The organism is Sphingomonas fuzhouensis, assembly GCF_034659795.1.
Classification (GTDB): domain Bacteria; phylum Pseudomonadota; class Alphaproteobacteria; order Sphingomonadales; family Sphingomonadaceae; genus Sphingomonas; species Sphingomonas fuzhouensis.
Genome location: NZ_JAXSQY010000001.1, coordinates 307,991 through 329,060 on the forward strand (window position 1 = coordinate 307,991; position 21,070 = coordinate 329,060).

Annotated in this window: 21 protein-coding genes; 18 read left to right on the top strand and 3 right to left on the bottom strand. The window is 67.7% G+C overall.

Annotated elements, in window-relative coordinates; all coding sequences use genetic code 11:
* Positions 1–27 precede the first annotated feature (27 nt).
* The 3 genes from aat to U1H82_RS01505 all read right to left on the bottom strand — a co-directional run bounded on the left by aat (position 28) and on the right by U1H82_RS01505 (position 2,000).
* Positions 28–786: a leucyl/phenylalanyl-tRNA--protein transferase gene (aat, locus tag U1H82_RS01495; protein WP_322963153.1), complete on the bottom strand. Its 759-nt coding sequence runs from the start codon at positions 784–786 to the stop codon at positions 28–30.
* Positions 783–1,496 carry a ParA family protein gene (locus U1H82_RS01500; protein WP_322963154.1) on the bottom strand — a complete coding sequence of 238 codons (714 nt, stop codon included), beginning with the start codon at positions 1,494–1,496 and terminating at the stop codon, positions 783–785. Before U1H82_RS01500 ends, aat begins: the two co-directional genes overlap by 4 nt.
* A 117-nt stretch (positions 1,497–1,613) precedes the next feature.
* Positions 1,614–2,000 carry a hypothetical protein gene (locus U1H82_RS01505; protein WP_322963155.1) on the bottom strand — a complete coding sequence of 129 codons (387 nt, stop codon included), beginning with the start codon at positions 1,998–2,000 and terminating at the stop codon, positions 1,614–1,616.
* Positions 2,001–2,168: 168 nt separating this feature from the next.
* Here U1H82_RS01505 and U1H82_RS01510 point away from each other — a divergent pair, with 168 nt between their 5' ends.
* The 18 genes from U1H82_RS01510 to ftsA all read left to right on the top strand — a co-directional run bounded on the left by U1H82_RS01510 (position 2,169) and on the right by ftsA (position 21,052).
* Positions 2,169–3,134, top strand: a complete 966-nt coding sequence (locus tag U1H82_RS01510) for a cysteine synthase A (RefSeq protein WP_322963156.1) — start codon at positions 2,169–2,171, stop codon at positions 3,132–3,134.
* Positions 3,135–3,197: 63 nt separating this feature from the next.
* Positions 3,198–3,476, top strand: coding sequence for a hypothetical protein (locus U1H82_RS01515; protein WP_322963157.1), 279 nt, complete (start codon positions 3,198–3,200; stop codon positions 3,474–3,476).
* Positions 3,477–3,933: 457 nt separating this feature from the next.
* Positions 3,934–4,419 carry a division/cell wall cluster transcriptional repressor MraZ gene (locus U1H82_RS01520; protein ID WP_322963158.1) on the top strand — a complete coding sequence of 162 codons (486 nt, stop codon included), beginning with the start codon at positions 3,934–3,936 and terminating at the stop codon, positions 4,417–4,419.
* On the top strand, positions 4,416–5,384 hold the full coding sequence (gene rsmH / locus U1H82_RS01525; protein WP_322963159.1) for a 16S rRNA (cytosine(1402)-N(4))-methyltransferase RsmH: 969 nt from the start codon (positions 4,416–4,418) through the stop codon (positions 5,382–5,384). Before U1H82_RS01520 ends, rsmH begins: the two co-directional genes overlap by 4 nt.
* Positions 5,381–6,046 (top strand): hypothetical protein, encoded by a 666-nt coding sequence (locus tag U1H82_RS01530; RefSeq protein ID WP_322963160.1) that lies wholly within the window; start codon positions 5,381–5,383, stop codon positions 6,044–6,046. Before rsmH ends, U1H82_RS01530 begins: the two co-directional genes overlap by 4 nt.
* Positions 6,043–7,761, top strand: coding sequence for a peptidoglycan D,D-transpeptidase FtsI family protein (locus U1H82_RS01535; protein WP_322963161.1), 1,719 nt, complete (start codon positions 6,043–6,045; stop codon positions 7,759–7,761). The genes U1H82_RS01530 and U1H82_RS01535 overlap by 4 nt, the downstream gene beginning before the upstream one ends.
* 10 nt (positions 7,762–7,771) lie before the next feature.
* The gene (locus U1H82_RS01540) at positions 7,772–9,202 is read left to right on the top strand and encodes a UDP-N-acetylmuramoyl-L-alanyl-D-glutamate--2,6-diaminopimelate ligase (protein WP_322963162.1); all 1,431 of its coding nucleotides are present in this window, start codon (positions 7,772–7,774) and stop codon (positions 9,200–9,202) included.
* Positions 9,199–9,330 (top strand): hypothetical protein, encoded by a 132-nt coding sequence (locus U1H82_RS01545; RefSeq protein ID WP_322963163.1) that lies wholly within the window; start codon positions 9,199–9,201, stop codon positions 9,328–9,330. The genes U1H82_RS01540 and U1H82_RS01545 overlap by 4 nt, the downstream gene beginning before the upstream one ends.
* Positions 9,327–10,700, top strand: a complete 1,374-nt coding sequence (locus U1H82_RS01550; RefSeq protein WP_322963164.1) for a UDP-N-acetylmuramoyl-tripeptide--D-alanyl-D-alanine ligase — start codon at positions 9,327–9,329, stop codon at positions 10,698–10,700. Before U1H82_RS01545 ends, U1H82_RS01550 begins: the two co-directional genes overlap by 4 nt.
* Before the next feature lie 4 nt (positions 10,701–10,704).
* Positions 10,705–11,775 (top strand): phospho-N-acetylmuramoyl-pentapeptide-transferase, encoded by a 1,071-nt coding sequence (mraY, locus tag U1H82_RS01555; protein WP_056434228.1) that lies wholly within the window; start codon positions 10,705–10,707, stop codon positions 11,773–11,775.
* The gene (murD, locus tag U1H82_RS01560) at positions 11,772–13,058 is read left to right on the top strand and encodes a UDP-N-acetylmuramoyl-L-alanine--D-glutamate ligase (protein ID WP_322963165.1); all 1,287 of its coding nucleotides are present in this window, start codon (positions 11,772–11,774) and stop codon (positions 13,056–13,058) included. The genes mraY and murD overlap by 4 nt, the downstream gene beginning before the upstream one ends.
* Positions 13,055–14,284, top strand: a complete 1,230-nt coding sequence (locus tag U1H82_RS01565; RefSeq protein WP_322963167.1) for a peptidoglycan glycosyltransferase FtsW — start codon at positions 13,055–13,057, stop codon at positions 14,282–14,284. Before murD ends, U1H82_RS01565 begins: the two co-directional genes overlap by 4 nt.
* Positions 14,281–15,432, top strand: a complete 1,152-nt coding sequence (murG, locus tag U1H82_RS01570) for an undecaprenyldiphospho-muramoylpentapeptide beta-N-acetylglucosaminyltransferase (RefSeq protein WP_322963168.1) — start codon at positions 14,281–14,283, stop codon at positions 15,430–15,432. Before U1H82_RS01565 ends, murG begins: the two co-directional genes overlap by 4 nt.
* Complete coding sequence (gene murC, locus U1H82_RS01575) at positions 15,429–16,844, top strand: UDP-N-acetylmuramate--L-alanine ligase (RefSeq protein ID WP_322963169.1); 1,416 nt, start codon at positions 15,429–15,431, stop codon at positions 16,842–16,844. The genes murG and murC overlap by 4 nt, the downstream gene beginning before the upstream one ends.
* The gene (murB, locus tag U1H82_RS01580; protein ID WP_322963170.1) at positions 16,841–17,728 is read left to right on the top strand and encodes a UDP-N-acetylmuramate dehydrogenase; all 888 of its coding nucleotides are present in this window, start codon (positions 16,841–16,843) and stop codon (positions 17,726–17,728) included. Before murC ends, murB begins: the two co-directional genes overlap by 4 nt.
* Positions 17,729–17,897: 169 nt before the next feature.
* A complete protein-coding gene (locus tag U1H82_RS01585) occupies positions 17,898–18,830 on the top strand; it encodes a D-alanine--D-alanine ligase (RefSeq protein WP_322963171.1) in 933 nt (310 codons plus the stop codon).
* Positions 18,827–19,771, top strand: coding sequence for a cell division protein FtsQ/DivIB (locus U1H82_RS01590; RefSeq protein ID WP_322963172.1), 945 nt, complete (start codon positions 18,827–18,829; stop codon positions 19,769–19,771). Before U1H82_RS01585 ends, U1H82_RS01590 begins: the two co-directional genes overlap by 4 nt.
* Before the next feature lie 21 nt (positions 19,772–19,792).
* Positions 19,793–21,052, top strand: coding sequence for a cell division protein FtsA (gene ftsA, locus U1H82_RS01595; RefSeq protein ID WP_322963174.1), 1,260 nt, complete (start codon positions 19,793–19,795; stop codon positions 21,050–21,052).
* Positions 21,053–21,070 lie beyond the last annotated feature (18 nt).

Consider the following 21,070-nt stretch of genomic DNA (forward strand, 5'->3'; position numbering starts at 1 on the left):
GGCGCTCAACGTCGTGCTCCACCCGGTCTATGACGTCTGGACCAAGAGCTGCACGATGTCCTGGCCCGAAACGGGGCCGGATACGGTCCCGGCGTCGCTGCCCGGTGCCGCCCCCAAACGGTCGAGCGCGCCGAAGTCGCCCGAGGCGGACAGCCCCGCGGCGGACGCACCCGGCGCCACCACGCCCGCCAATGCGTCGGAGAGCAGCGCGACATAATCGTCGCGTCCGATCTCGACCGCGCCCATGGTCGCCAGATGCGCGGTCTGGAACTGGCAGTCGAGCAGGCTGTAGCCTCCGGCCCGCAGGCGCGCGACCAGCCAGACCAGCGCCACCTTCGACGCATCGGTCCGGCGGCTGACCATCGACTCGCCGAAAAAGGCACGGCCCAGTGCCAAGCCATACAGCCCGCCGACCAGCTCGTCGCCGTCCCAGCATTCGATCGAATGCGCAAAGCCCATGTCGAACAGGTCGATGAAGACCCGTTCGATCGCATAGTTGATCCAGGTTTCCGGTCGGTCGGGGACACTCTCCGCACAGAGGCGGATGATCGATTCGAAGGCGGTGTCGGCGGTGACGCGGAAACGGTCCTTCGCCACCGTCTTGCGCAGCGAGCGCGACAGGTGAAAGCCGTCGAGCGGCAGGACGGCGCGCTTGCGCGGCTCTACCCAATAGACATGATCGGTGTCGCGCGTATCGGCCATCGGGAACACGCCGACCGCATAGGCCCCCAGCACCAGATGCGGGGTCAGCCGTTCGACGGCGCCGGGTTCCTCGCGGCGGCTCATCCCCCCGCCAGCCGCCCTTCAATCGCCCGCCACAGATCGGCATAAGCGCGGGCGGCGGCGCTGCGCGGGGCAAAGGCGCCGACGGGCGCGCGGTGCTGGCCCATCGCCTCGACCAGACTGGCCATCGGGACGACCGGCCAGTCGGGATGCGCGGCCAAGGCCTCGGCATGGAGGCGGCGGCGGCGATCGACCATGACATGGACCGGCAACAGGGGCACGCGCCCGCGGACATGGCCGTCCACCACCGCCAGCGCCCGGGTGGCGAGCGCCGAGGGCACGACCGGCACGACGATCAGGTCGGCCGCCCGCAGCACCTGCTCGGTCGTCTCGGTCAGGCCGGGCGGGCAATCGAGGATGACGCTGTCATAATCGTCCAGCCCCTCGATCAGCTTGCCCAGCCGCTTCTTCTTCTCGATCGTGTGGAACAGCAGGTCGAGCCCGCGCAGCGAATCGTCCGCACCCAGCAGCGACAGGCGGGGGAAGTCGGTGCAGCGCACCAGCCGGTCGACGGGGATGTCGCGGGAAAAGACCGCCTGCGCCCGGTCGCCATGCGCCGCGCCGCCCAACAGCCAGGTCGAGGCGGCCTGGGGATCGAGGTCCCATAACAGGGTCCGGCGTGCACACAGGGCCGATGCGCACCACGCCAGATTGACCGCCATGCTGGTCTTTCCGACACCTCCCTTGAGGCTGTAGATCGCGATCGCGGCCACGGCTGTTCGTCCGACCTCCCGGTTTAGGCCCAAGAAAAAGGCCGACGGAGATATCCCCGCCGGCCGGTATTCGATCAAGTCCTTATCGTCGGTTAATCGACGCCAAGGATGATGGGATCAGATGTGGCAGACCTGCGCCGCCTTTTTCGGGGTGGTCAGGGTGATCGCCTTTTCGTCGCCGGTCATCTTCCAACCGCCCTCGGCGGTCAGCGGCTCACCGGCTGCCGGGGCCTTGAGGATCACGGGAGCCTCGCCCTGCTTCAGGCGGACATTGGCCTGCTTGTCGCCCTGGAAGAAGGTGACGAAGACGAGGCTGTTGTCCTTGCAGCGGAAGCTCTTGTCCGCCTTGATCGCAGGCGGCAGTTCGACCGGCGCGCGGTTGGCGAGGATGTTGGCCATGGGGTCGGGATTGGTATCGACGACCTCGGGCTGGCTGGGCTTGGAATTGCACGCTGCCAGGGCGAGCAGCGGTGCGGCGACGAAAACGGGGAGGAGGCTTTTCATAGCGGGGCGGTGCTTCGCAAATGCAGCAACCCGGCGTCAAGCATGACCTTCGCGTCAGGGTCCCATTGTCCAACAATTCCTGTGTCCGAACAGGCCCCTCCTTATCCTTGATAGGGGCCAAGCAAGGCTTTGCTTGCCGGAAAGCGGGGCAGGGGCCATCTAGGCGCCATGCATGTGACCTCCGACACGCTGGCCCTGATTGGCAATACCCCGCTCGTCCGTCTGAAGGGGCCGAGCGAGGCCACGGGATGCGATATCTTCGGCAAGTGCGAATTCGCCAATCCGGGCGCCAGCGTGAAGGACCGCGCCGCGCTGTTCATCGTCGAGGATGCCGAGGCGCGGGGGCTGTTGCGCCCCGGTGGTACGATCGTCGAGGGGACGGCGGGCAATACCGGTATCGGCCTGGCGCTGGTCGCCAATGCCAAGGGCTATCGCACGATCATCGTGATGCCCGAGACGCAGAGCCGCGAGAAGATGGACACGCTGCGCGCGCTGGGGGCCGAACTGGTGCTGGTGCCCGCCGCGCCCTATTCCAGCCCCTGCCATTTCGTCCACACCTCGCGCCGGATCGCCGAGGAGACGGACAATGCGGTCTGGGCCAATCAGTTCGACAATATCGCCAATCGGCGCGCACATATTGTCGGCACCGCCGAGGAAATCTGGAACCAGATGGAGGGGCGGATCGACGGCTTCACCTGTGCGGCGGGGACCGGCGGCACCTTTGCGGGCGTCGGGCTGGGGTTGAAGGCGCATGACGAATCGGTGGTGATCGCGCTCAGCGATCCGCATGGCGCGGCGCTCTACGACTATTACGCACATGGCGAGTTGAAGTCCGACGGCTCTTCGGTCGCCGAGGGGATCGGGCAGGGGCGGATCACCGCCAATCTGGAAGGCGCGCCGGTCGATACCCAGTTCCGGATTTCCGATGCCGAGGGATGGTATTGGGTGCAGCGGCTGCTCAGCGAAGAAGGGCTGTGCCTGGGCCTGTCCTCGGGCATCAACGTCGCGGGCGCGGTGGCGCTGGCGCGGGCGCTGGGTCCCGATAAGCGCATCGCAACCATTTTGTGCGATACCGGGTTTCGCTACCTCTCCACGCTCCATAATCCGGCGTGGCGGGCGGAAAAGGGACTATAGCCGCCACCCTTTCGCGCCGGAGGTCGACAGAATGCGGCGTAAGAGATAGTATAACCGAATTCCATGAAGTCACCCGACCATCATCATATCATGCAGCGCGTGAAAGTCGGCATGATCGGCCTGGCCGCCGTCATCCTGCTCATCGCGATCGCCAGCACGATCCTGGGCTCCCTCAACCGTGACGAGCCACCGGCGGTCTCGACCGGTGCGGCGCAGAGCAACATGGTTGCCGACGCAGGCGTGACGAACAGCACCGCCCCGACAAGCAGCGAGCCCCTGGCCGAACTCGGCGTCGCGCCCGCTCCCGTCAACACCCAGGCCCCCGCCGAGCCCGTCCAGTAACGCCTCCGACTGCGTTCAAGGGCGGGGCGCATCCGTCATCTTGCCTGCTCACATGCCGCTGGGATTCGCTCCGGCGGAGCGGCGACTCATGGCCGGACCGGCCTTTTTGCTTAATAAAAGTTAAGCATAAGGTGATCGCTTTTGTCGTTCGATACTGCCGGGGAAATCCGGGGAAACCGGGCCACAAGCGCGGATTTCCGGGCTTTTCGGCCGCCCTCGGGATGCGTGCGATCCCGCGCCCCGCCTAGCCATTCGTCGCATATCACCGGTTTTGGCCATGATTTCCCCGTTCATCCCCAAAAATCCCGTTGCCTCCCGGTTCTGCTATAGGTAAACCCGTTCCAACAGAGGGGCAGGCTCACTGTGATCCAGAAATGGTCGGGATTCGGCGAGGGCCGTTTTTCGAAACGGTGAGGCCGTGCGCGCCATGTGCGAGGTTGGCGTGTCCGAAAGGGGTTTGTATCAGGGAAGTGGCATTGGCCTTGTCGACGACAAGGGCCGCGTCGCCATCCCCAATGCACTCCGCTCCACGCTGGCTCAAAATGCGCCGCGCCCCGACGGAAAGGATGGCGGGACCATCATCATTGCGGTCCATGAAACCGAGCGCTGTCTGATCGCCTATGATCCGGGTTATGTTGCCGTGCTGAAGAAGGAACTGGACGCGCGGACCGAGATGTCGCGTGGCCCCGATGGCCGGATCGATTACAATATCAAGCGCGACCTGGCGAATGGCGAGGCGGTGCCCTTTGACGGGTCGGGTCGCTTCATCATGCCGGGCTTTCCCCGCTTCCATGCCGGGATCACCGGCCATGCCTTTTTCTGGGGTACGTTCGACTATATCGAAATCTGGGACCCCAAGACGCTGGTCGAGACGCCGGGCCTGCCGCCCAAGATGATCTCCGCGGCGCGCTTCCATTGCCAGGAAAAGGGGATCGTCCTGTGAACGACGCGCCCCACATCCCCGTCCTGCTCGACGAAGTCCTCGACGCGCTCGCCATCGCCCCCGGCGAGACGCATGTCGACGGCACGTTCGGCGCGGGCGGCTATACCCGTGCGATGCTCGCGCGGGGGGCGAAGGTCATCGCCTTCGACCGCGATCCCGATGCGATCGCGAATGGTCAGGCGCTGGTCGCCGCCGAGCCGGGTCTGACCCTGATCCACCGGGAGTTTTCCGGGCTGGATCAGGCGCTGGAGGCGCGCGTTGACGGTGTGGTCCTCGATATCGGCGTGTCCTCGATGCAGCTCGACCAGGCGGCGCGTGGCTTCTCGTTCCAGGGCGATGGCCCGCTCGACATGCGCATGGCGCAGGCGGGCGAGTCGGCGGCCGATTTCCTCAACACCGCCGACGAAGCCGCGATCGCCGACGTCCTCTATCATTATGGCGAGGAGCCGCGTTCGCGCCGTGTCGCCCAGGCGATCGTCGCAGCGCGCCCGCTGACCCGCACCGGCGAACTGGCCGCCGTGGTGCGCCGCGCGCTCGGCTATCGCCCGCATGACAAGAAGGACCCGGCGACCCGGACCTTCCAGGCGATCCGCATCCATGTGAACCGCGAACTGGACGAGCTGGCCGACGGGCTGGCGGCGGCCGAGCGTGCGTTGAAGCCGGGTGGTCGCCTGGTGGTAGTCACGTTCCACAGTCTGGAAGATCGCATGGTCAAGCGCTTCTTCCGCGAGCGCGCCGGGCAGATGCCGGGCGGATCGCGCCATCTGCCCGAACAGGCGGCGGCGCGGGCCCCGAGCTTTGCCCAGGTCGGCAAGGCGGTGCGCGCGGGTGAGGCGGAACTGGCCCGCAATCCGCGCGCGCGCTCTGCGACGCTGCGCTTTGCGACGCGGACAGATGCACCCGCCTGGTCGGCGGGTTTGGGTAATTTGCCGGGGGGCGAGTTGAGTCAGGAGTTGGGCATATGACGGCGGCGTATCGGTTGAAGGGGATAGGGTGGTTCGGGAGCTGCGTCGCAGTCGTCCTGGGCTTTTACCTCGTCTCGTTGCAGGTGGCGGCCGAGCGCAAGAAGCTCGACGACGTCAACGCCCGCATCGCCGCCGCCCAGCGTGACATCCGCGCGCTGGAGACCGAGTTCGACACCCGCGCCAATCTGGTCCAGTTGGAAAAGTGGAATGGCGACACGCTGGCACTGACCGCGCCGGTGGCGGGGCAGTTCGTCGGTGACGAGGCGCAGCTCGCCTCGCTCGATGTGACGCGTGGGCCCGCCAATGGCGCGGTCCAGACCGCCGCCCTGCTCGTGCCCTCGCAGCCCGCTCCGGTCGCCCCGCTGGATGCCACGGCTGTCGCTGCCGTTTCTGCCCCCGCCGCCAAGCCCAACGCGCCCGCCCCCGTCGTTCGCCTCGCCAAGGTCGCGCTGCCCAAGCCCCAGATCGTCCAGGCCGTGTCCGAGCGGGTCGTCAGCTCCAAAAAGGCCAAGACCGCCCCGATCGCCACCGTCCGCACCGCCGCTGCCGTGGCGAAGGTCCGGCCGGAGGCGGTGGCGATGCTCGACCGCCAGCTGCTGTCCGACACGACGCTGGGTGACATTCTGAAGGGCGCCAAGACCGAATCGCGGCGGCGGCGTTGAGCGTTCTGGTCGCGCGTCCCGCCGGAACGCAGCGTACCGCCGGCCAGCGCCACGCGCTGGTCGCGACGACGCATATGCGTCTGATGATGCTGATGATGCTGTTCGGCGCGGCGGTGCTCGTCGTGATCGGGCGGCTGATGCTGCTAGCGGTGTTCGCCGGACCCGCCGATGCGGCGGCGCGAACCGCCACGCTGGCGGCGCGCGGTGATATCGTCGACCGTAACGGGGCGCCGCTTGCCCGCACGATCGACAGCTGGACGATCGCGGTCCACCCCAAGAAACTGATCGGCGATCCGATGGAGATCGCCGCGCGCCTCGCCGCGCTGATGCCCGATCGCGGCGATCAGGCCTGGTTCTACAACCAGCTGACCCGCAAGGCGAATTTCGTCTATCTGCAACGCCGCGCCAGCCCGACGCTGGTCGAGCAGGTCAATGCCATCGGCGAGCCGGGCCTGGTCTTCGACCGCGAGACGCAGCGCCTGTACCCGCAATCGACGCTCGCCGCCCATGCGCTGGGCTTCCTGTCGACCGACGGGCACGGCATGAGCGGCATGGAGCGCGTGCTCGACCACCGGCTGCTCGACCCGGCCCAGGCGGGCAAGCCCGTCGCGCTGTCGATCGACACCCGTGCCCAGGCCGCGCTGGAAAGCGAACTCGGCCGGGCGATGAACACCTTCGCGGCGCGTGGCGGCGGCGGCATCATCCTGGACGTGCATACGGGTGAGGTCATCGCGATGGTCTCGCTGCCCACCTTCAACCCCAACCGGGTCGGGATGGCGGGCTCCGACGAGTTGCGCAACATCACCACGCAGAGCGTGTTCGAGTTGGGGTCGACCTTCAAGCCGATCACCATGGCGACCGCGATGGAGAATGGCGTCGTCACCTCGATGGCGCGGCGTTTCGATGCGACCCATCCGCTGAAGGTCGGCGGCTATACCATCCATGACGAACAGGGCGATCCGAAGCGCTGGCTGAACATGGCCGAGACGCTGATCTATTCGTCCAATATCGCCACCGCGCGGATCGCCGACGAGATCGGGCCGCAGCGGATGCAGACCATGTTCAAGAAGCTGGGTTTCGACACCAAGCCCGATATCGAGCTGCGCGAAAAGGGGCGTCCGCTGCTGCCGACCTATTGGGCGCGCACGACGACGATGACGACCGCATACGGGCACGGCATCGCGGTTACGCCGCTGCACCTGGCATCGGCCTATGCGGCTTTGGTCAATGGCGGCATCTGGCGGCCTGCGACCCTGTTGAAGGTCGCGCCGGGCCATGCGGCGGCCGGACGGCGGGTGATCAGCGAGGCGACCAGCTACAAGATGCGGCAGATGTTGCGTCTGATCGTGATGCGCGGCACGGGGCGCAAGGGCGATGCGCCCGGCTACCGCGTCGGCGGCAAGACGGGCACCGCCGAGGCGGCGGTCGCGGGCGGCTATGATCGGTCGCGCAACGTGGCTACCTTTGCAGCGGCGTTCCCGATGGATGCGCCGCGCTATGTGGTGCTGGCGATGCTCGACTCGCCAAAGGGTACGAAGGAGACCGGAGGGTGGAAGACCGCAGCCTGGAACGCCGCGCCCGTGGTCGGGCGGACGATCACGCGGGTCGGCGCGATGCTGGGCGTCGTGCCGGATGCGACCAAGGATATCGACGAGTCGGACATCCTGCCCACCCTGTGGCAGGACCCCAAGGCACCGCCGGTGGACGGGCGATGAGGGGCACGGCATGAAGTTGCATCAACTGGACCAGAGCATCACGGGCGAGGGCGGCGACGCCCTCGTTTCCGGTTTCGCGATCGACCATCGCAAGGTCGCGCCCGGCACCATTTTCGGCGCATTCCAGGGCGCGCGGGTCAATGGCGAGGATTTCATCGCCGATGCCGTGCGCAGCGGCGCGGTGGCGGTGGTCGCGCGGCCGGACGTGACGGTCGAGGGCGCGGTCCATATCGCCTCCGACGAACCGCGTGCGACCTTCGCCCGGCTGGCGGCGGCGTTCTTCGCGCCATTCCCGGCGATGGCGGTGGCGGTGACGGGGACCAACGGCAAGACCTCCACGGTCGAGATGACGCGCCAGCTCTGGCGCATGGCGGGGCATCACGCCGCCTCGATCGGCACGCTGGGCGTCACCACCGCCGACGAGCGAACCTATACCGGGCTGACCACGCCGGATGTCGTCACCTTCCTGTCGAACGTCGCCGGATTGGCGCGCGAAGGCGTGACCCATCTGGCGTTCGAGGCGTCGAGCCACGGCCTGACCCAGTACCGCACTGAGGGGCTGGCGGTGTCGGCGGCGGCCTTCACCAATTTGTCGCGCGATCACCTCGATTATCACGGCGACATGGGCGCCTATCTCGCGGCGAAGATGCGGCTTTTCTCCGAAGTCCTGTCGCCGGGCGGTACGGCGGTCGTCTGGGCCGATGACGTGCAGAGCGGCCGGGTGATCGATCTGGCCCGCGCGCGCGGCGACAAGCTGGTGACGGTCGGCGAGCGCGGATCGACGCTGAAGCTGGTCGAGCGGCATCCGACCCTGCTGGGGCAGGGGCTGGTGATCGAGGACGAGCATGGGCAGGTGCACAAGGTCCAGCTGCCGTTGATCGGTGCCTATCAGGCCGCCAATGCGCTGGTCGCGGCGGGCCTGGTGCTGGCGACGGGTGGCGACATTGCCACGACGATCGCCAATCTGGGCCGCTTGCAGCCGGTGCGCGGACGGCTGGAGCGTGCCGCCATCGCAAAGAGCGGTGCGCCGGTCTATGTCGACTATGCCCATACCCCCGACGCGATCGAGGCGGCGATCGCCGCGCTCAAGCCCCATGCGGGCGGGCGGCTGATCGTCGTGCTGGGCGCGGGCGGCGACCGCGATCCGGGCAAGCGCGAAGTCATGGGGCAGGTGGCCTCGATGCACGCCGACCGGGTGATCGTCACCGACGACAATCCCCGCACCGAAGACCCCGCCGCGATCCGCGCGCAGGTGATGCGGGGGGCGACCGGCGCGATCGAGATCGGCGACCGCCGTGCGGCCATCGCTGCCGCCATCGCCGAAGCGGGCGAGCAGGATATCGTACTGATCGCGGGCAAGGGGCATGAACAGGGCCAGATCGTCGGCGACCTCGTCCTGCCGTTCGACGACGTGACCGTCGCGCGGGAATGTGCGGCATGACCGCGCAAGCCCCGACCAAGACGCCTCCGACGGAAAAGACCGATGCCGCGCAGGCGGAGGTGCCCGTACGGGTGCGCCCTAAGCTGTCGCTGCACTATGGCGCCAAGACGGGCGAGGAGCGCAAATGACCCTCTGGACCGCGCAGGACATTGCCGCTGCGACCGGCGGCACCGCGTCCGCCGACTTCGCCGTTTCGGGTGTCGCGTTCGATAGCCGCGAGGTTGGTCCCGGCGACCTGTTCGTCGCGATGCTGGGCGAGGCGACCGATGGCCATCGCTTTCTCGACCAGGCGTTCGCCCAAGGGGCGGCGGGAGCTCTGGTTAGCAACCCGACCGACCACCCGCATGTTCGTGTCGCTGACAGCTTCCATGCGCTGGAAGACCTCGCCCGCGCCAGCCGTGCCCGGACGGAGGCAACCATCATCGGCGTCACCGGATCAGTCGGCAAGACCAGCGCAAAGGAAGCACTCTATGCCGCGCTCGAACGTGGCTGGCGAGGAGCGGTGCACCGCTCGGTCAAGAGCTACAACAACCATACCGGCGTGCCGCTGAGCCTTGCGCGGATGCCCCGCGATTGCCACGCGGGCGTGTTCGAGATGGGCATGAACCATGCGGGCGAACTGTCCGCGCTGACCGCGATGGTGCGCCCGCATATCGCGATCGTCACCGCCATCGCGCCTGCGCACACCGAATTCTTCGCGGACGAATCCGCCATCGCCGATGCCAAGGGCGAGATTTTCCGGGGGCTTCAGCCCGGCGGCACGGCGATCATTCCCTATGACAGCCCGCACCGCGATCGCCTGATCGCCGCCGCCAAGCCCTATGCCGACCGAATTGTGACCTTCGGCTTCGATGCGGCCGCCGATGTTCGCGCGGTCGAGGCGATGCGCGGGGCGACCGGCGGCAGCTTCGTCACTGCCAAGCTGGGCGACAAGGAACTGAACTTCACCCTGTCGCAGCCGGGGCGGCATTGGGTGTCCAACGCACTGGCGGTGCTCGCCGCCGTCGATGCGGCGGGTGGCGATCTGGGGCTGGCGGGGCTGGCGCTGGCCGAACTGGGTGGCCTGGCCGGGCGTGGCGCGCGATTCCGGGCCGCCAATGGCGCGCTGGTCATCGACGAAAGCTACAACGCCAATCCCGCCTCGATGCGCGCGACGCTGGCCGTGCTGGCCGAGGAACCGGGCCGCCATGTCGCAGTGCTGGGTGAGATGCGCGAGCTGGGCGAAGACTCCGCCGACTATCACGCTGGGCTGGCTGAGCCGATCCTCGCCGCGCGCGTCGAACGGGCGCTGTTGGTCGGCGAATCGATGGCGCCGCTGGCCGCCGCGCTTGAGGGGCGGGTCGATTTCGTTCATGTGGCGGATGCGAAGGCCGCGCGCGAGGCGCTGGCCGCTATCATCGCACCCGATGACGTGGTGCTGATCAAGGGGTCGAACGGGGTCGGGCTGTCGCGTGTCGTGGCGGCCCTGCGCGGCGACATCCCAACGGGCGGGGCGTGAGTTAATGCTGTACTGGATCGCGGAGCATCTCGGTTTTCCGGGGCTTCTCAATCTCATCCGTTACCAGTCGTTCCGCACCGGCGCGACGGTGGCGACCGCCTTGTTCATCGGCCTGATTATCGGGCCGCGCTTCATCGGCTGGCTGCGCGTCCGCCAGGGCAAGGGGCAGCCGATCCGTGCCGACGGGCCGCAGACCCACCTCGCCAAGCGCGGCACGCCGACCATGGGTGGGCTGATGATCCTGACCAGCATGACGCTGTCCATCCTGATCTGGATGAACGTGTTCAATCCGTTCGTCTGGGCGTGCCTGTTCGTGACGCTCGGCTTCGGCGCGATCGGGTTCCTCGACGATTACGACAAGGTGCGGAAGGCCTCGACGGCGGGCGTGTCGGGCAAGACGCGGCTGCTGCTCGAGTTCGCGATTGCGGGCGTCGCGGCGTGGATCATCATGGGGCAGAACGGGCCGCACCTGTATCTGCCCTTCACGTCGCGCATGTATCTCGATCTGGGCTATTTCTATCCGCTGTTCGCCGCCTTCACGATCGTGGCGTTCGGCAATGCGGTGAACCTGACCGACGGGCTCGATGGCCTCGCAACCATGCCGGTCATCATCGCCAGCGTCGCGTTCATGGTCATCGTCTATCTGGCGGGTAACGTGAAGTTTGCCGATTACCTGGGCATCCCGCACGTACCCGGCGCGGGTGAACTCGCCATCTTCTGCGGCGCGGTGGTGGGGGCAGGGCTCGCGTTCCTGTGGTTCAACGCGCCCCCGGCGGCGGTCTTCATGGGCGACACCGGCAGCTTGGCGCTGGGCGGGGCGCTCGGCACCATCGCGGTGGTCGCACATCACGAGATCGTGCTGGGCATCATCGGCGGCCTGTTCGTGGTCGAGGCGATGTCGGTCATCATCCAGGTCTTCTTCTACAAACGGACCGGCAAGCGGGTGTTTCGCATGGCGCCGATCCACCATCATTTCGAACAGCTCGGCTGGTCGGAGCCGACGGTGGTGATCCGCTTCTGGATCATCGCCTTCGTGCTGGCGCTGGCGGGCCTGTCGACGTTGAAGCTGCGATGATCGTTTCGCGCGACTGGGCGGGGAAACGGTACGCGGTGCTGGGGCTCGCACGCTCCGGCGCCGCGACCGTTTCGGCGCTGCTGGCGGGCGGGGCGCGTGTCGTCGCGTGGGACAGCGATCCGGCGAAGCGCGAGGCCTTTGCCCCGCATGACCGGCTGAGTATCGCGCCGCTCGATGATCTGTCGGGCTTCGACGCGCTGGTCGTGTCGCCGGGGGTGCCGCTCAACACCCATCCGCTCGCCGCTGCCGCGCGGGCGGCTGGGGTGCCGGTGATCGGCGACATCGAACTCTTCGCCCAAGCCCGCAAGGACCTGCCGCAGCACAAGGTCGTCGGCATCACCGGCACCAACGGCAAGTCCACCACCACCGCGCTGGTTCACCATATCCTGAAGACGGCGGGCGTGCCGACGCTGATGGGCGGCAATATCGGCCTGCCGATCCTGGGGCAGGAGCCTCTGACCGAGGGCGGGGTCTATGTGCTGGAGCTGTCCAGCTATCAGATCGACCTGACACAGAGCCTGGATTGCGACGTGGCGGTGCTGCTCAACATCACGCCCGATCATCTCGACCGTTATGACGGGTTCGCGGGCTATGCTGCATCCAAGGCGCGGCTGTTCGCGATGCAGTCGGCTGGGCATGTCGCCGTCGTGGGCACGGGCGACGAAGCCTCGGCCAATATCGCGCAAGGGCTGGCCGGGCGGGCTGACGATCTCGTCACCATCGCAGCCAGCGCCATCGATCAGAGCCGCTGGCCCGCGCTGCAAGGCCCGCACAATGCCCAGAACGCGTTGGCGGCGATTGCCGTCGCCCGTGCGCTGGGCCTTGCCGAGGATGTGATCGAAGCGGGCCTACGCACCTACGCGAGCCTGCCGCACCGGATGCAGCATGTCACGACCCGGAACGGTGTGGCGTTCGTCAACGACTCCAAGGCGACGAACCCGGAGTCGACCGCGCCCGCACTGGCGGCTTTCCCGCGCGTCCACTGGATCGTCGGCGGCAAGCGCAAGGGTGACGACCTCGACGCCTGCGCCGCGCATCTGGATCACGTCGTCGCGGCTTATACGATCGGCGAGGCCGCGCCGCTGTTCTTCGATCTGTTGAAGGGCAAGGTGCCCGTGGTCGAGCAATCCGGCACGCTGGAGGCAGCGGTCGCCCATGCGGCGGCGGCGGCGCGGCCCGGTGACACGGTCCTCCTGTCCCCCGCCTGCGCCAGCTTTGACCAGTTTCGCGATTACGAAGCGCGTGGCGACGCTTTCCGCGCAGCGGTGGAGGCCCTGGCATGAGCGAACGCACGCCCAAGACCCCGCGCCCCGGCCTAATCGGGTCGATGAAGGGCCGTGGCGGGCGCGGCGACCGCTCGCCGCTGGGCACCTGGTTCTGGGACATCGATCGGGTGCTGCTGCTGCTCACCCTGTTCCTGATCGCGATCGGGCTGATCGCCGTCGCCGCCGCCAGCCCCGCCACCGCGATCCGCTATTCGGGCGAGCATCGCAAATTCGCGCCGCTCTATTATTTCTGGCGGCAGGTGATGTGGGTCGGCGTCTCGCTGCCCGTGTTGTTCGCCGTCTCGATGCTGCCCGTCGTCACCGCGCGCCGCATGGCGGTGCTGGGCACGGCGATCCTGATTGGGGTCCTGGCGCTGACGCCCTTTATCGGCGTGTCGATCAACGGCGCGCGGCGCTGGGTCGGCTTCGGCATCGCGCAGTTCCAGCCTTCCGAGTTTCTGAAGCCGATGTTCATCGTGACGACGGCCTGGATATTGTCGCTACGGGCCAAGGAGAAGGATCTGCCCGCCACGCTCATCACCATGGGCATGACGGCGCTGGTCGCGGGGCTGCTCATGCTGCAACCTGATTTCGGGCAGACGATCGTCTTCTGTCTCGTGTGGATCGCTCTGCTGATGATCTCGGGCACGCCGATACGGGTGATGCTGGCGATCGGATCGCTGGCGCCGATCGGGCTGGTCACGGCCTATATGTTCTATGGCGTCGCGCGCAGCCGCATCAACGCCTTCCTCTTCCCCGATGTCGATGGCGAGGGCGCGGCCGACCATTTTCAGGTCAACGCCGCGCATAATACGCTGACCGCGGGCGGCTGGACCGGGACCGGGCCGGGCGGGGGGACCGCCAAGTTCGGCCTGCCGGAGGCGCATACCGACTATATCTTTTCGGTGATCGGCGAGGAGTTCGGGCTGATCGCCTGTTCGATCATCGCGCTCGTCTTTCTGGCGATCGTGGTGCGCGTGTTCGTGAAGCTGCTTGACGAACAGGATGAGTTCAAGCTCTACGCCGCCTCCGGGCTGGCGGTGCAGTTCGGCGCGCAGGCGCTGATCTCGATGGCGGTGAATACGGGTCTGGCTCCGTCGAAGGGGATGACCCTGCCGTTCATCAGCTATGGTGGCTCGTCGATGATCGCGCTGTCGATCGGGATGGGGTTGTTGCTGGCGTTCACCCGGCGCAACCCGTTCCTGACGCGCAGCCCCTATGTAGTCAGGTGGAGCGGGCAATGAGCCGTCACTTCGTCCTCGCCGCCGGGGGTACCGGCGGCCATATGGTTCCCGCCGCGGCCCTTGCGGCCGAACTGACCCGGCGCGGCCACCGCGTGGCGCTGGTGTCGGACGCGCGCGGCGTGCGCTTTCCGGGACTGTTCGAGGATATCCAGACGCATGTCCTTCCCGCCGGGCGCTTTGCGGGCGGGCCGGTCGGCTGGGCCAAGGCGCTGCGCGAGATGTGGCGCGGCCGGGCGATGGCGCGCGAACTCTACAAGACGTTCCGCCCGGCGGCGGTGATCGGCTTCGGCGGCTATCCGGCGATGCCAGCCCTGTTGGCGGCGTTCGCGGAAGGCATCCCGACCGCGATCCATGAGCAGAATGCCGTGCTGGGCCGGGTCAACCGGCTGGTCGCAGGGAAAGTCGACGCGATTGCTTTGTCCTATGAGGATACGCAACGGCTGAGCGCCAAGCATGCCGACAAGACCCGGCTGATCGGCAATCCGGTGCGCGACCAGGTGTTGGCGCTGCGGGCGCGGCCCTATCCGCTGCTGGAGGAAGACGGCATCTTCCGCGTCCTCGTCACCGGCGGCAGCCAGGGGGCGAGCATCCTCAGCCAAGTCGTGCCCGACGGCCTCGCCATGCTGCCCGTCACCTTCCGGCGGCGGTTGCAGGTGACGCATCAGGCGCGGATCGAGGATATCGACGCGGTGCGCGCCAAATATGCCGAGCATGAGATTCCGGCCGAACTCGCCACCTATCTGCCCGACCTGCCCGAGCAGCTGGCCTGGGCGCATCTCGTGATCGCGCGCGCCGGGGCCTCGACGCTGGCCGAGCTGACGGTCGCGGGTCGCCCGGCGATCCTGGTGCCGCTGCCTTCCGCGACCGACGATCACCAGACGGTGAACGCGCGCGAGATGACGAAGGCGGGCGGCGCGCGGACCATCCCGCAAAAGGACTTCACGCCGGTCGAACTCGCCAAGCAGATGCAGAAGCTGGGCCTCGACCCGGCGGCGCTGGAGAATGCGGCGGGCCGTGCGCGCGCCTGCGGACGGCCCGAGGCGGCGAGCGATCTCGCCGATCTGGTCGAAAGCCTGGATGCGCCGCGTATGGTGCTGCCGGTGGGCAAATCGCAAAGGAACAGGAATTTGGCGGGAGCAGGCGCATGAAGGGCGTCGCGACGGATATCGGCACGATCCACTTTGTCGGGATCGGCGGCATCGGCATGTCGGGCATTGCCGAGGTGATGAAGAATCTCGGCTACCGCGTGCAGGGCTCCGACGTGGCCGAGGGCTATGTGGTCCAGGGCCTGCGCGACAAGGGGATTCCGGTCGCCATCGGGCACGGCGCCGACAATCTGGGCGATGCGGCGGTGGTCGTCACCTCGACCGCGATCACCCGCTCCAACCCCGAAGTCGAAGCCGCGCTCGAACGCCGCATTCCCGTGGTGCGCCGGGCGGAGATGTTGGCCGAGCTGATGCGGCTGAAGTCCACCGTCGCGGTGGCGGGCACGCATGGCAAGACCACGACCACCTCCATGGTCGCCGCGTTGCTGGATGCAGGCGGCGTCGACCCGACCGTCATCAATGGCGGCATCATCAACAGCTATGGCTCGAATGCGCGTCTGGGCGCCAGCGACTGGATGGTCGTGGAGGCGGATGAGAGCGACGGCAGCTTCCTGCGCCTGGACGGCACGATCGCGGTCGTGACCAACATCGATCCCGAACATCTGGATCACTACGGCTCGTTCGACCGGGTGAAGGACGCATTCGTCGAGTTCGTCGAGAATGTGCCCTTCTATGGCGCGGCGCTGCTCTGCCTCGACCACCCGGAGGTGCAGAACATCCTGCCGCGCGTCCGCGACCGGCGCGTCGTGACCTATGGCTTCTCGGCACAGGCCGATGTGCGCGGCGTCAACGTCACGCCGATCCCCGGCGGCAACCGGTTCGAGGCGATCATCCGCCACCGCGACGGCTCCAGCCGCTCGATCGAGGGGATCGAACTGCCCATGCCCGGCCGCCATAACGTCCAGAACGCGCTGGCCGCGATCGGCGTGGCGCTGGAGCTGGGCATCGACGATGCGACCATCCAGCAGGGCTTCAGCCAGTTCGGTGGCGTGAAGCGGCGCTTCACCAAGGTCGGCGAGATCGCGGTCGATGGTGGCACCGCGACCGTCATCGACGATTACGGCCACCATCCGGTCGAGATCCGCGCGGTGCTGGCCGCCGCCCGTGAGGGCGCGCGCGGTCGCGTGATCGCGGTGGTACAGCCACATCGCTTCACCCGGCTCGGCAATTTGATGGAGGAGTTCCAGACCGCCTTCAACGACGCCGACCGCGTGCTGGTCACGCCGGTCTATGCAGCGGGGGAGCAGCCCATCGAAGGCGTCGATGCCTCCGCGCTGGTCGAGGGACTGAAGCGGCGCGGGCATCGCTCGACCGCGACGGTCGCCGACGCCGATGCGCTGGCCGAGGAACTGGCGGGCTCGATTCGCGCGGACGATATGATCGTCTGCCTGGGCGCGGGCGACATCACCAAATGGGCGGCGGGTCTGGCGAGCGCCATCGAGGCGCGCCGATGACCCTGCCCGACACCGCTGGCCGATTGACCCCGGCTGCGCCGCTGGCGCCGCTCGTGTGGTTCAAGGCGGGCGGACCGGCCGAATATCTGCTGGAGCCGAAGGATGTCGACGATCTGTCGGCATTCCTGAAGGCGCTTGAGGGCGATGTGCCGGTCATGGCGCTGGGTCTCGGCTCGAACCTGATCGTGCGTGACGGCGGCGTGCCGGGGGTCGTGATCCGGCTTGGCAAGCCATTCAGCTATGCGCGGGCAGGCGAGGGGCACCGCATCACCTGCGGCGGCGGCACCTCGGGCATCCTGGTTTCGTCCAATGCGCGCGATGCCGGGATCGGCGGGCTCGAGTTCCTGCGCTCGATCCCCGGCACGGTCGGTGGCTTCGTGCGGATGAATGGCGGGGCTTATGGGCGCGAGGTCGCCGATGTGCTGGTCTCCGCCACCATCGTCCGCCGCGACGGCACGGTCGAGACGCTGGGCGTGGCGGACCTCGACTATACCTATCGCCACTCCAACCTGACCGACGGGACGGTGGTGGTCGAGGCGACCTTCCAAGGCCACGCCGCCGAACCTGCCGACATCCAGGCGGAGATGGACCGCATCGCCGCCGCGCGCGAGGCGTCGCAGCCGCTGCGCTCCAAGACCGGCGGTTCGACCTTCAAGAACCCGGACGGGCACAAGGCCTGGGCGCTGGTCGATGCGGCGGGCTGTCGCGGGCTGACGCTGGGCGACGCGCAGGTGTCGGAAAAGCATTGCAATTTCCTGCTCAACCTCGGCAACGCCACGGCGGCGGAGATCGAGGCGCTGGGCGAGGAAGTCCGGACGAAGGTCAAGGCGCAGTCGGGCGTTTGCCTCGAATGGGAAATTCAGCGGGTGGGAGTGGCGAAGTGAAGGTCGCCCGCCCAGTCCTCCCCATCTCCGATGGGGAGGGGGACCGCCGCGAAGCGGTGGTGGAGGGGCGAGGGGCGTGGGGCCCCCCCCCGCCGCGCGGGGTCGCCCCCCCCCCCCCAACAAGGGGGGGGATTGAAGAAGACTCCACGCAAACAACAAGGATCGCGTGATGCATATCGTCGTACTGATGGGCGGCTGGTCGGCGGAGCGGCCGGTGTCGCTGATGTCGGGCGCGGGCGTCGCCGATGCGTTGGAGCGGAACGGCCACCGCGTCACCCGGATCGACATGGACCGCGACCTCGCGGCCAAACTCACCGAGGCCAAGCCCGATCTCGTCTTCAACGCGCTGCACGGCTCGCCCGGCGAGGACGGTACGGTGCAGGGGATGCTCGACCTGATGGGCGTGCCCTATACCCATTCGGGCCTCGCCACCTCGGTCATCGCGATCGACAAGGTGCTGACCAAGCAGGCGCTGGTCCCGCACGGCATCCCCATGCCCGGTGGCCGCATCGTCAAGTCGGAAGACCTGTTCGCTGCCGACCCGCTGCCGCGCCCCTATGTGCTCAAGCCGGTCAATGAAGGCTCGTCGGTCGGCGTCGCGATTGTCACCGACACTAGCAACCATGGCAGCCCGATCGCACGTGACGCGGCGGGGCCATGGGCCGAGTTCGAGGAACTGCTCGCCGAACCCTATATCCGGGGCCGCGAGCTGACCACGGCGGTCCTTGGCAACCGTGCCCTTGGCGTGACCGAACTCAAGCCCAAAAATGGCTGGTACGACTTCGATGCGAAGTACACCGACGGCCTGACCGAACATGTCTGCCCCGCGCAGATCCCCGACGAGATCGCCGAGGCGTGCAAGTCGCTGGCGCTGGAGGCGCACCGTATCCTGGGCTGTCGTGGCGCCTCGCGCTCCGACTTCCGCTGGGATGACGAGCGCGGTGTCGACGGGCTGTTCCTGCTGGAGGTCAACACCCAGCCGGGCATGACCCCGCTCAGCCTGGTGCCCGAACAGGGTCGCCATGTCGGCATGGATTACGACACGCTCGTCCAGGCGATCGTCGACGAGGCTATCGCCTGGTACAAGGATCAGGCGGGATGAGCCGCACGATCAAGCGCGGCCCGCCGCCGCGCCGTCCGGCGCCTCGTCGCCGCCAGCCGGTCAAGCGCGTCACCTTGACCGAGCGGCTGCTGGCCAAGGTGCCGATCAGCGAAGAGACGATCAAGAAGGCCGTGACCTGGACGATCCTGGGCGGCGCGGGTGCGGCTGCTCTGGCGGTCGCGACCTATGTCGGCGTGCCCGGCATGATCGGCACCGCGATCGCCGAACAGGCGGGCCATGCCGGTTTCCGCGTCCAGCAAATTGAGGTCACGGGCCTGAAGCGCATGGACCGGATGACCGTCTATGCCGTCGCGCTCGATCAGCAGAGCCGGGCGATGCCGCTGGTCAATCTGGAGGAAGTGCGCGCCAAGCTGTTGCGGTACGGCTGGATCAAGGATGCGCATGTCTCGCGCCGTCTGCCCGACACGCTGCTCGTCGATATCGAAGAGCGCACCCCGGCGGCGGTGTGGCAGGACAATGGCCAGCTGACCCTGATCGACGCGAGCGGCGTCCTGTTGGAGCCCGTGCGGCCCGAGGCGATGCCCGACCTGCCGCTCATCATCGGGCCGGGCGCGAATTTGCAGGAGCCGGCCTATCAGGCGCTGCTCTCTGCCGCGCCCGCCCTCAAGCCCCGCGTGAAGGCGGCGACCTGGATCGGCAATCGCCGCTGGGACCTGACCTTCGACAGCGGCGAGACGCTGGCGCTGCCCGAGGACGGCGCGGGGGCGGCGCTGATGAAGTTCGCGGCGATGGACGGCTCGCGGCCGCTGCTCGGACGGGGCTGGTTGCGCTTCGACATGCGCGATCCCACGAAGCTGGTTGCGCGAAAGCCCGGTTTGAATCAGAATCATGCGCTGGCCGAACCGGCGCAGGCCGGGGCGGCGGCCACCGGCCAACCCGCCGCGGAGGACGCCGTCAACGACGGGGAAAATCAGGGATAACCAGACAGGGGTAACAGGGGCATGGCAAAGATTGCACCCGAAGGATTGATTACCGCGCTGGATATCGGGTCGTCCAAGGTCTCCGCGCTGATCGCGCGCAAGGGCGATGGCGGCGAGTTGATCGTGCTCGGCACGGGCCAGCGCGAAAGCCGGGGCGTCAAGCGCGGCTATATCGCGGATATGGGCGCGACCGAGGCGGCAGTGCGCGAGGCGGTCGAACAGGCCGAGCGGATCGCAGGGCTCAATATCGAGAATGTCTGGGTCGGCTTTTCGGCCGGTGGCCTGGTGTCCGACGTCGCCGAGGTCGAGTTCGAACTGGGCGGCCACCGGGTCGAGCAGGGCGATATCGACGCGCTGCTGGCGGCCGGGCGCAACTCGATCGACCCGCAAGGCCGCATGGTGCTGCACGCGCAGCCTGCGCTCTATACGCTCGACGGGCTGACCGGGGTGAAGAAGCCGCTCGGGCTCCACGCCGACCGGCTGGGCGTGCATATCCATGTCGTTGCCGCCGATGGGTCGCCGGTGCGCAATCTCGATCTGTGCGTTCGTTCGGCCCATCTGGAGGTTAAGTCGATCATCGCCGCGCCGGTCGCGACGGGGCTGGCCTGTCTGTCCGACGAAGAGCGCGAACTGGGCGTCGCGCTGGTCGAGATGGGGGCGGGGATCACCAATGTCTCGCTGTTCGCCGGGGGGATGCTGGTCGGGCTGTGTTCGCTGCCCATGGGGGCGGCGGACATTACCGATGATGTCGCCTCGGCCTTCGGCACGCGGCGGCAGATGGCCGAGCGGATGAAGTGCTTCCATGGCTCGGCCAATGCGTCCCCGCGCGACAATCACGACATGCTCCAGGTCACGCCGATCTCGGCCGAGGATGGCGGCGACACGATGCAGATCACCAAGGCGCAGCTGATCGGTGTGATCCGCCAGCGGCTGGAGCATCAGATGGGTGAGATTCGCAAGGCGCTGCAACAGCTGAAGTTCGAGGGGCCGGTCGGGCGTCAGGTCGTGCTGACCGGCGGCGGTGCGGAGCTGAAGGGCATCGCCGATTATGCGCAGCAGGCGCTGGGCCGTTCGGTGCGGATCGGCCGACCGCGCGGGCTGACCGGCCTGCCCGATGCGCATGGCGGCCCGGCTTTCGCGACGCTGGCGGGTCTGGCTTTCTATGCCGCGACCGACCCGATCGACCTGCGCAGCATCCCGGCGGTGAACCAGACGGTGCACCGGCCAAGCGGCATGGGGCTGTTCCGGCGGCTGATTCAGGCCGCGAAGGCAAATTATTAGAGAAAAGCGTCATACGCT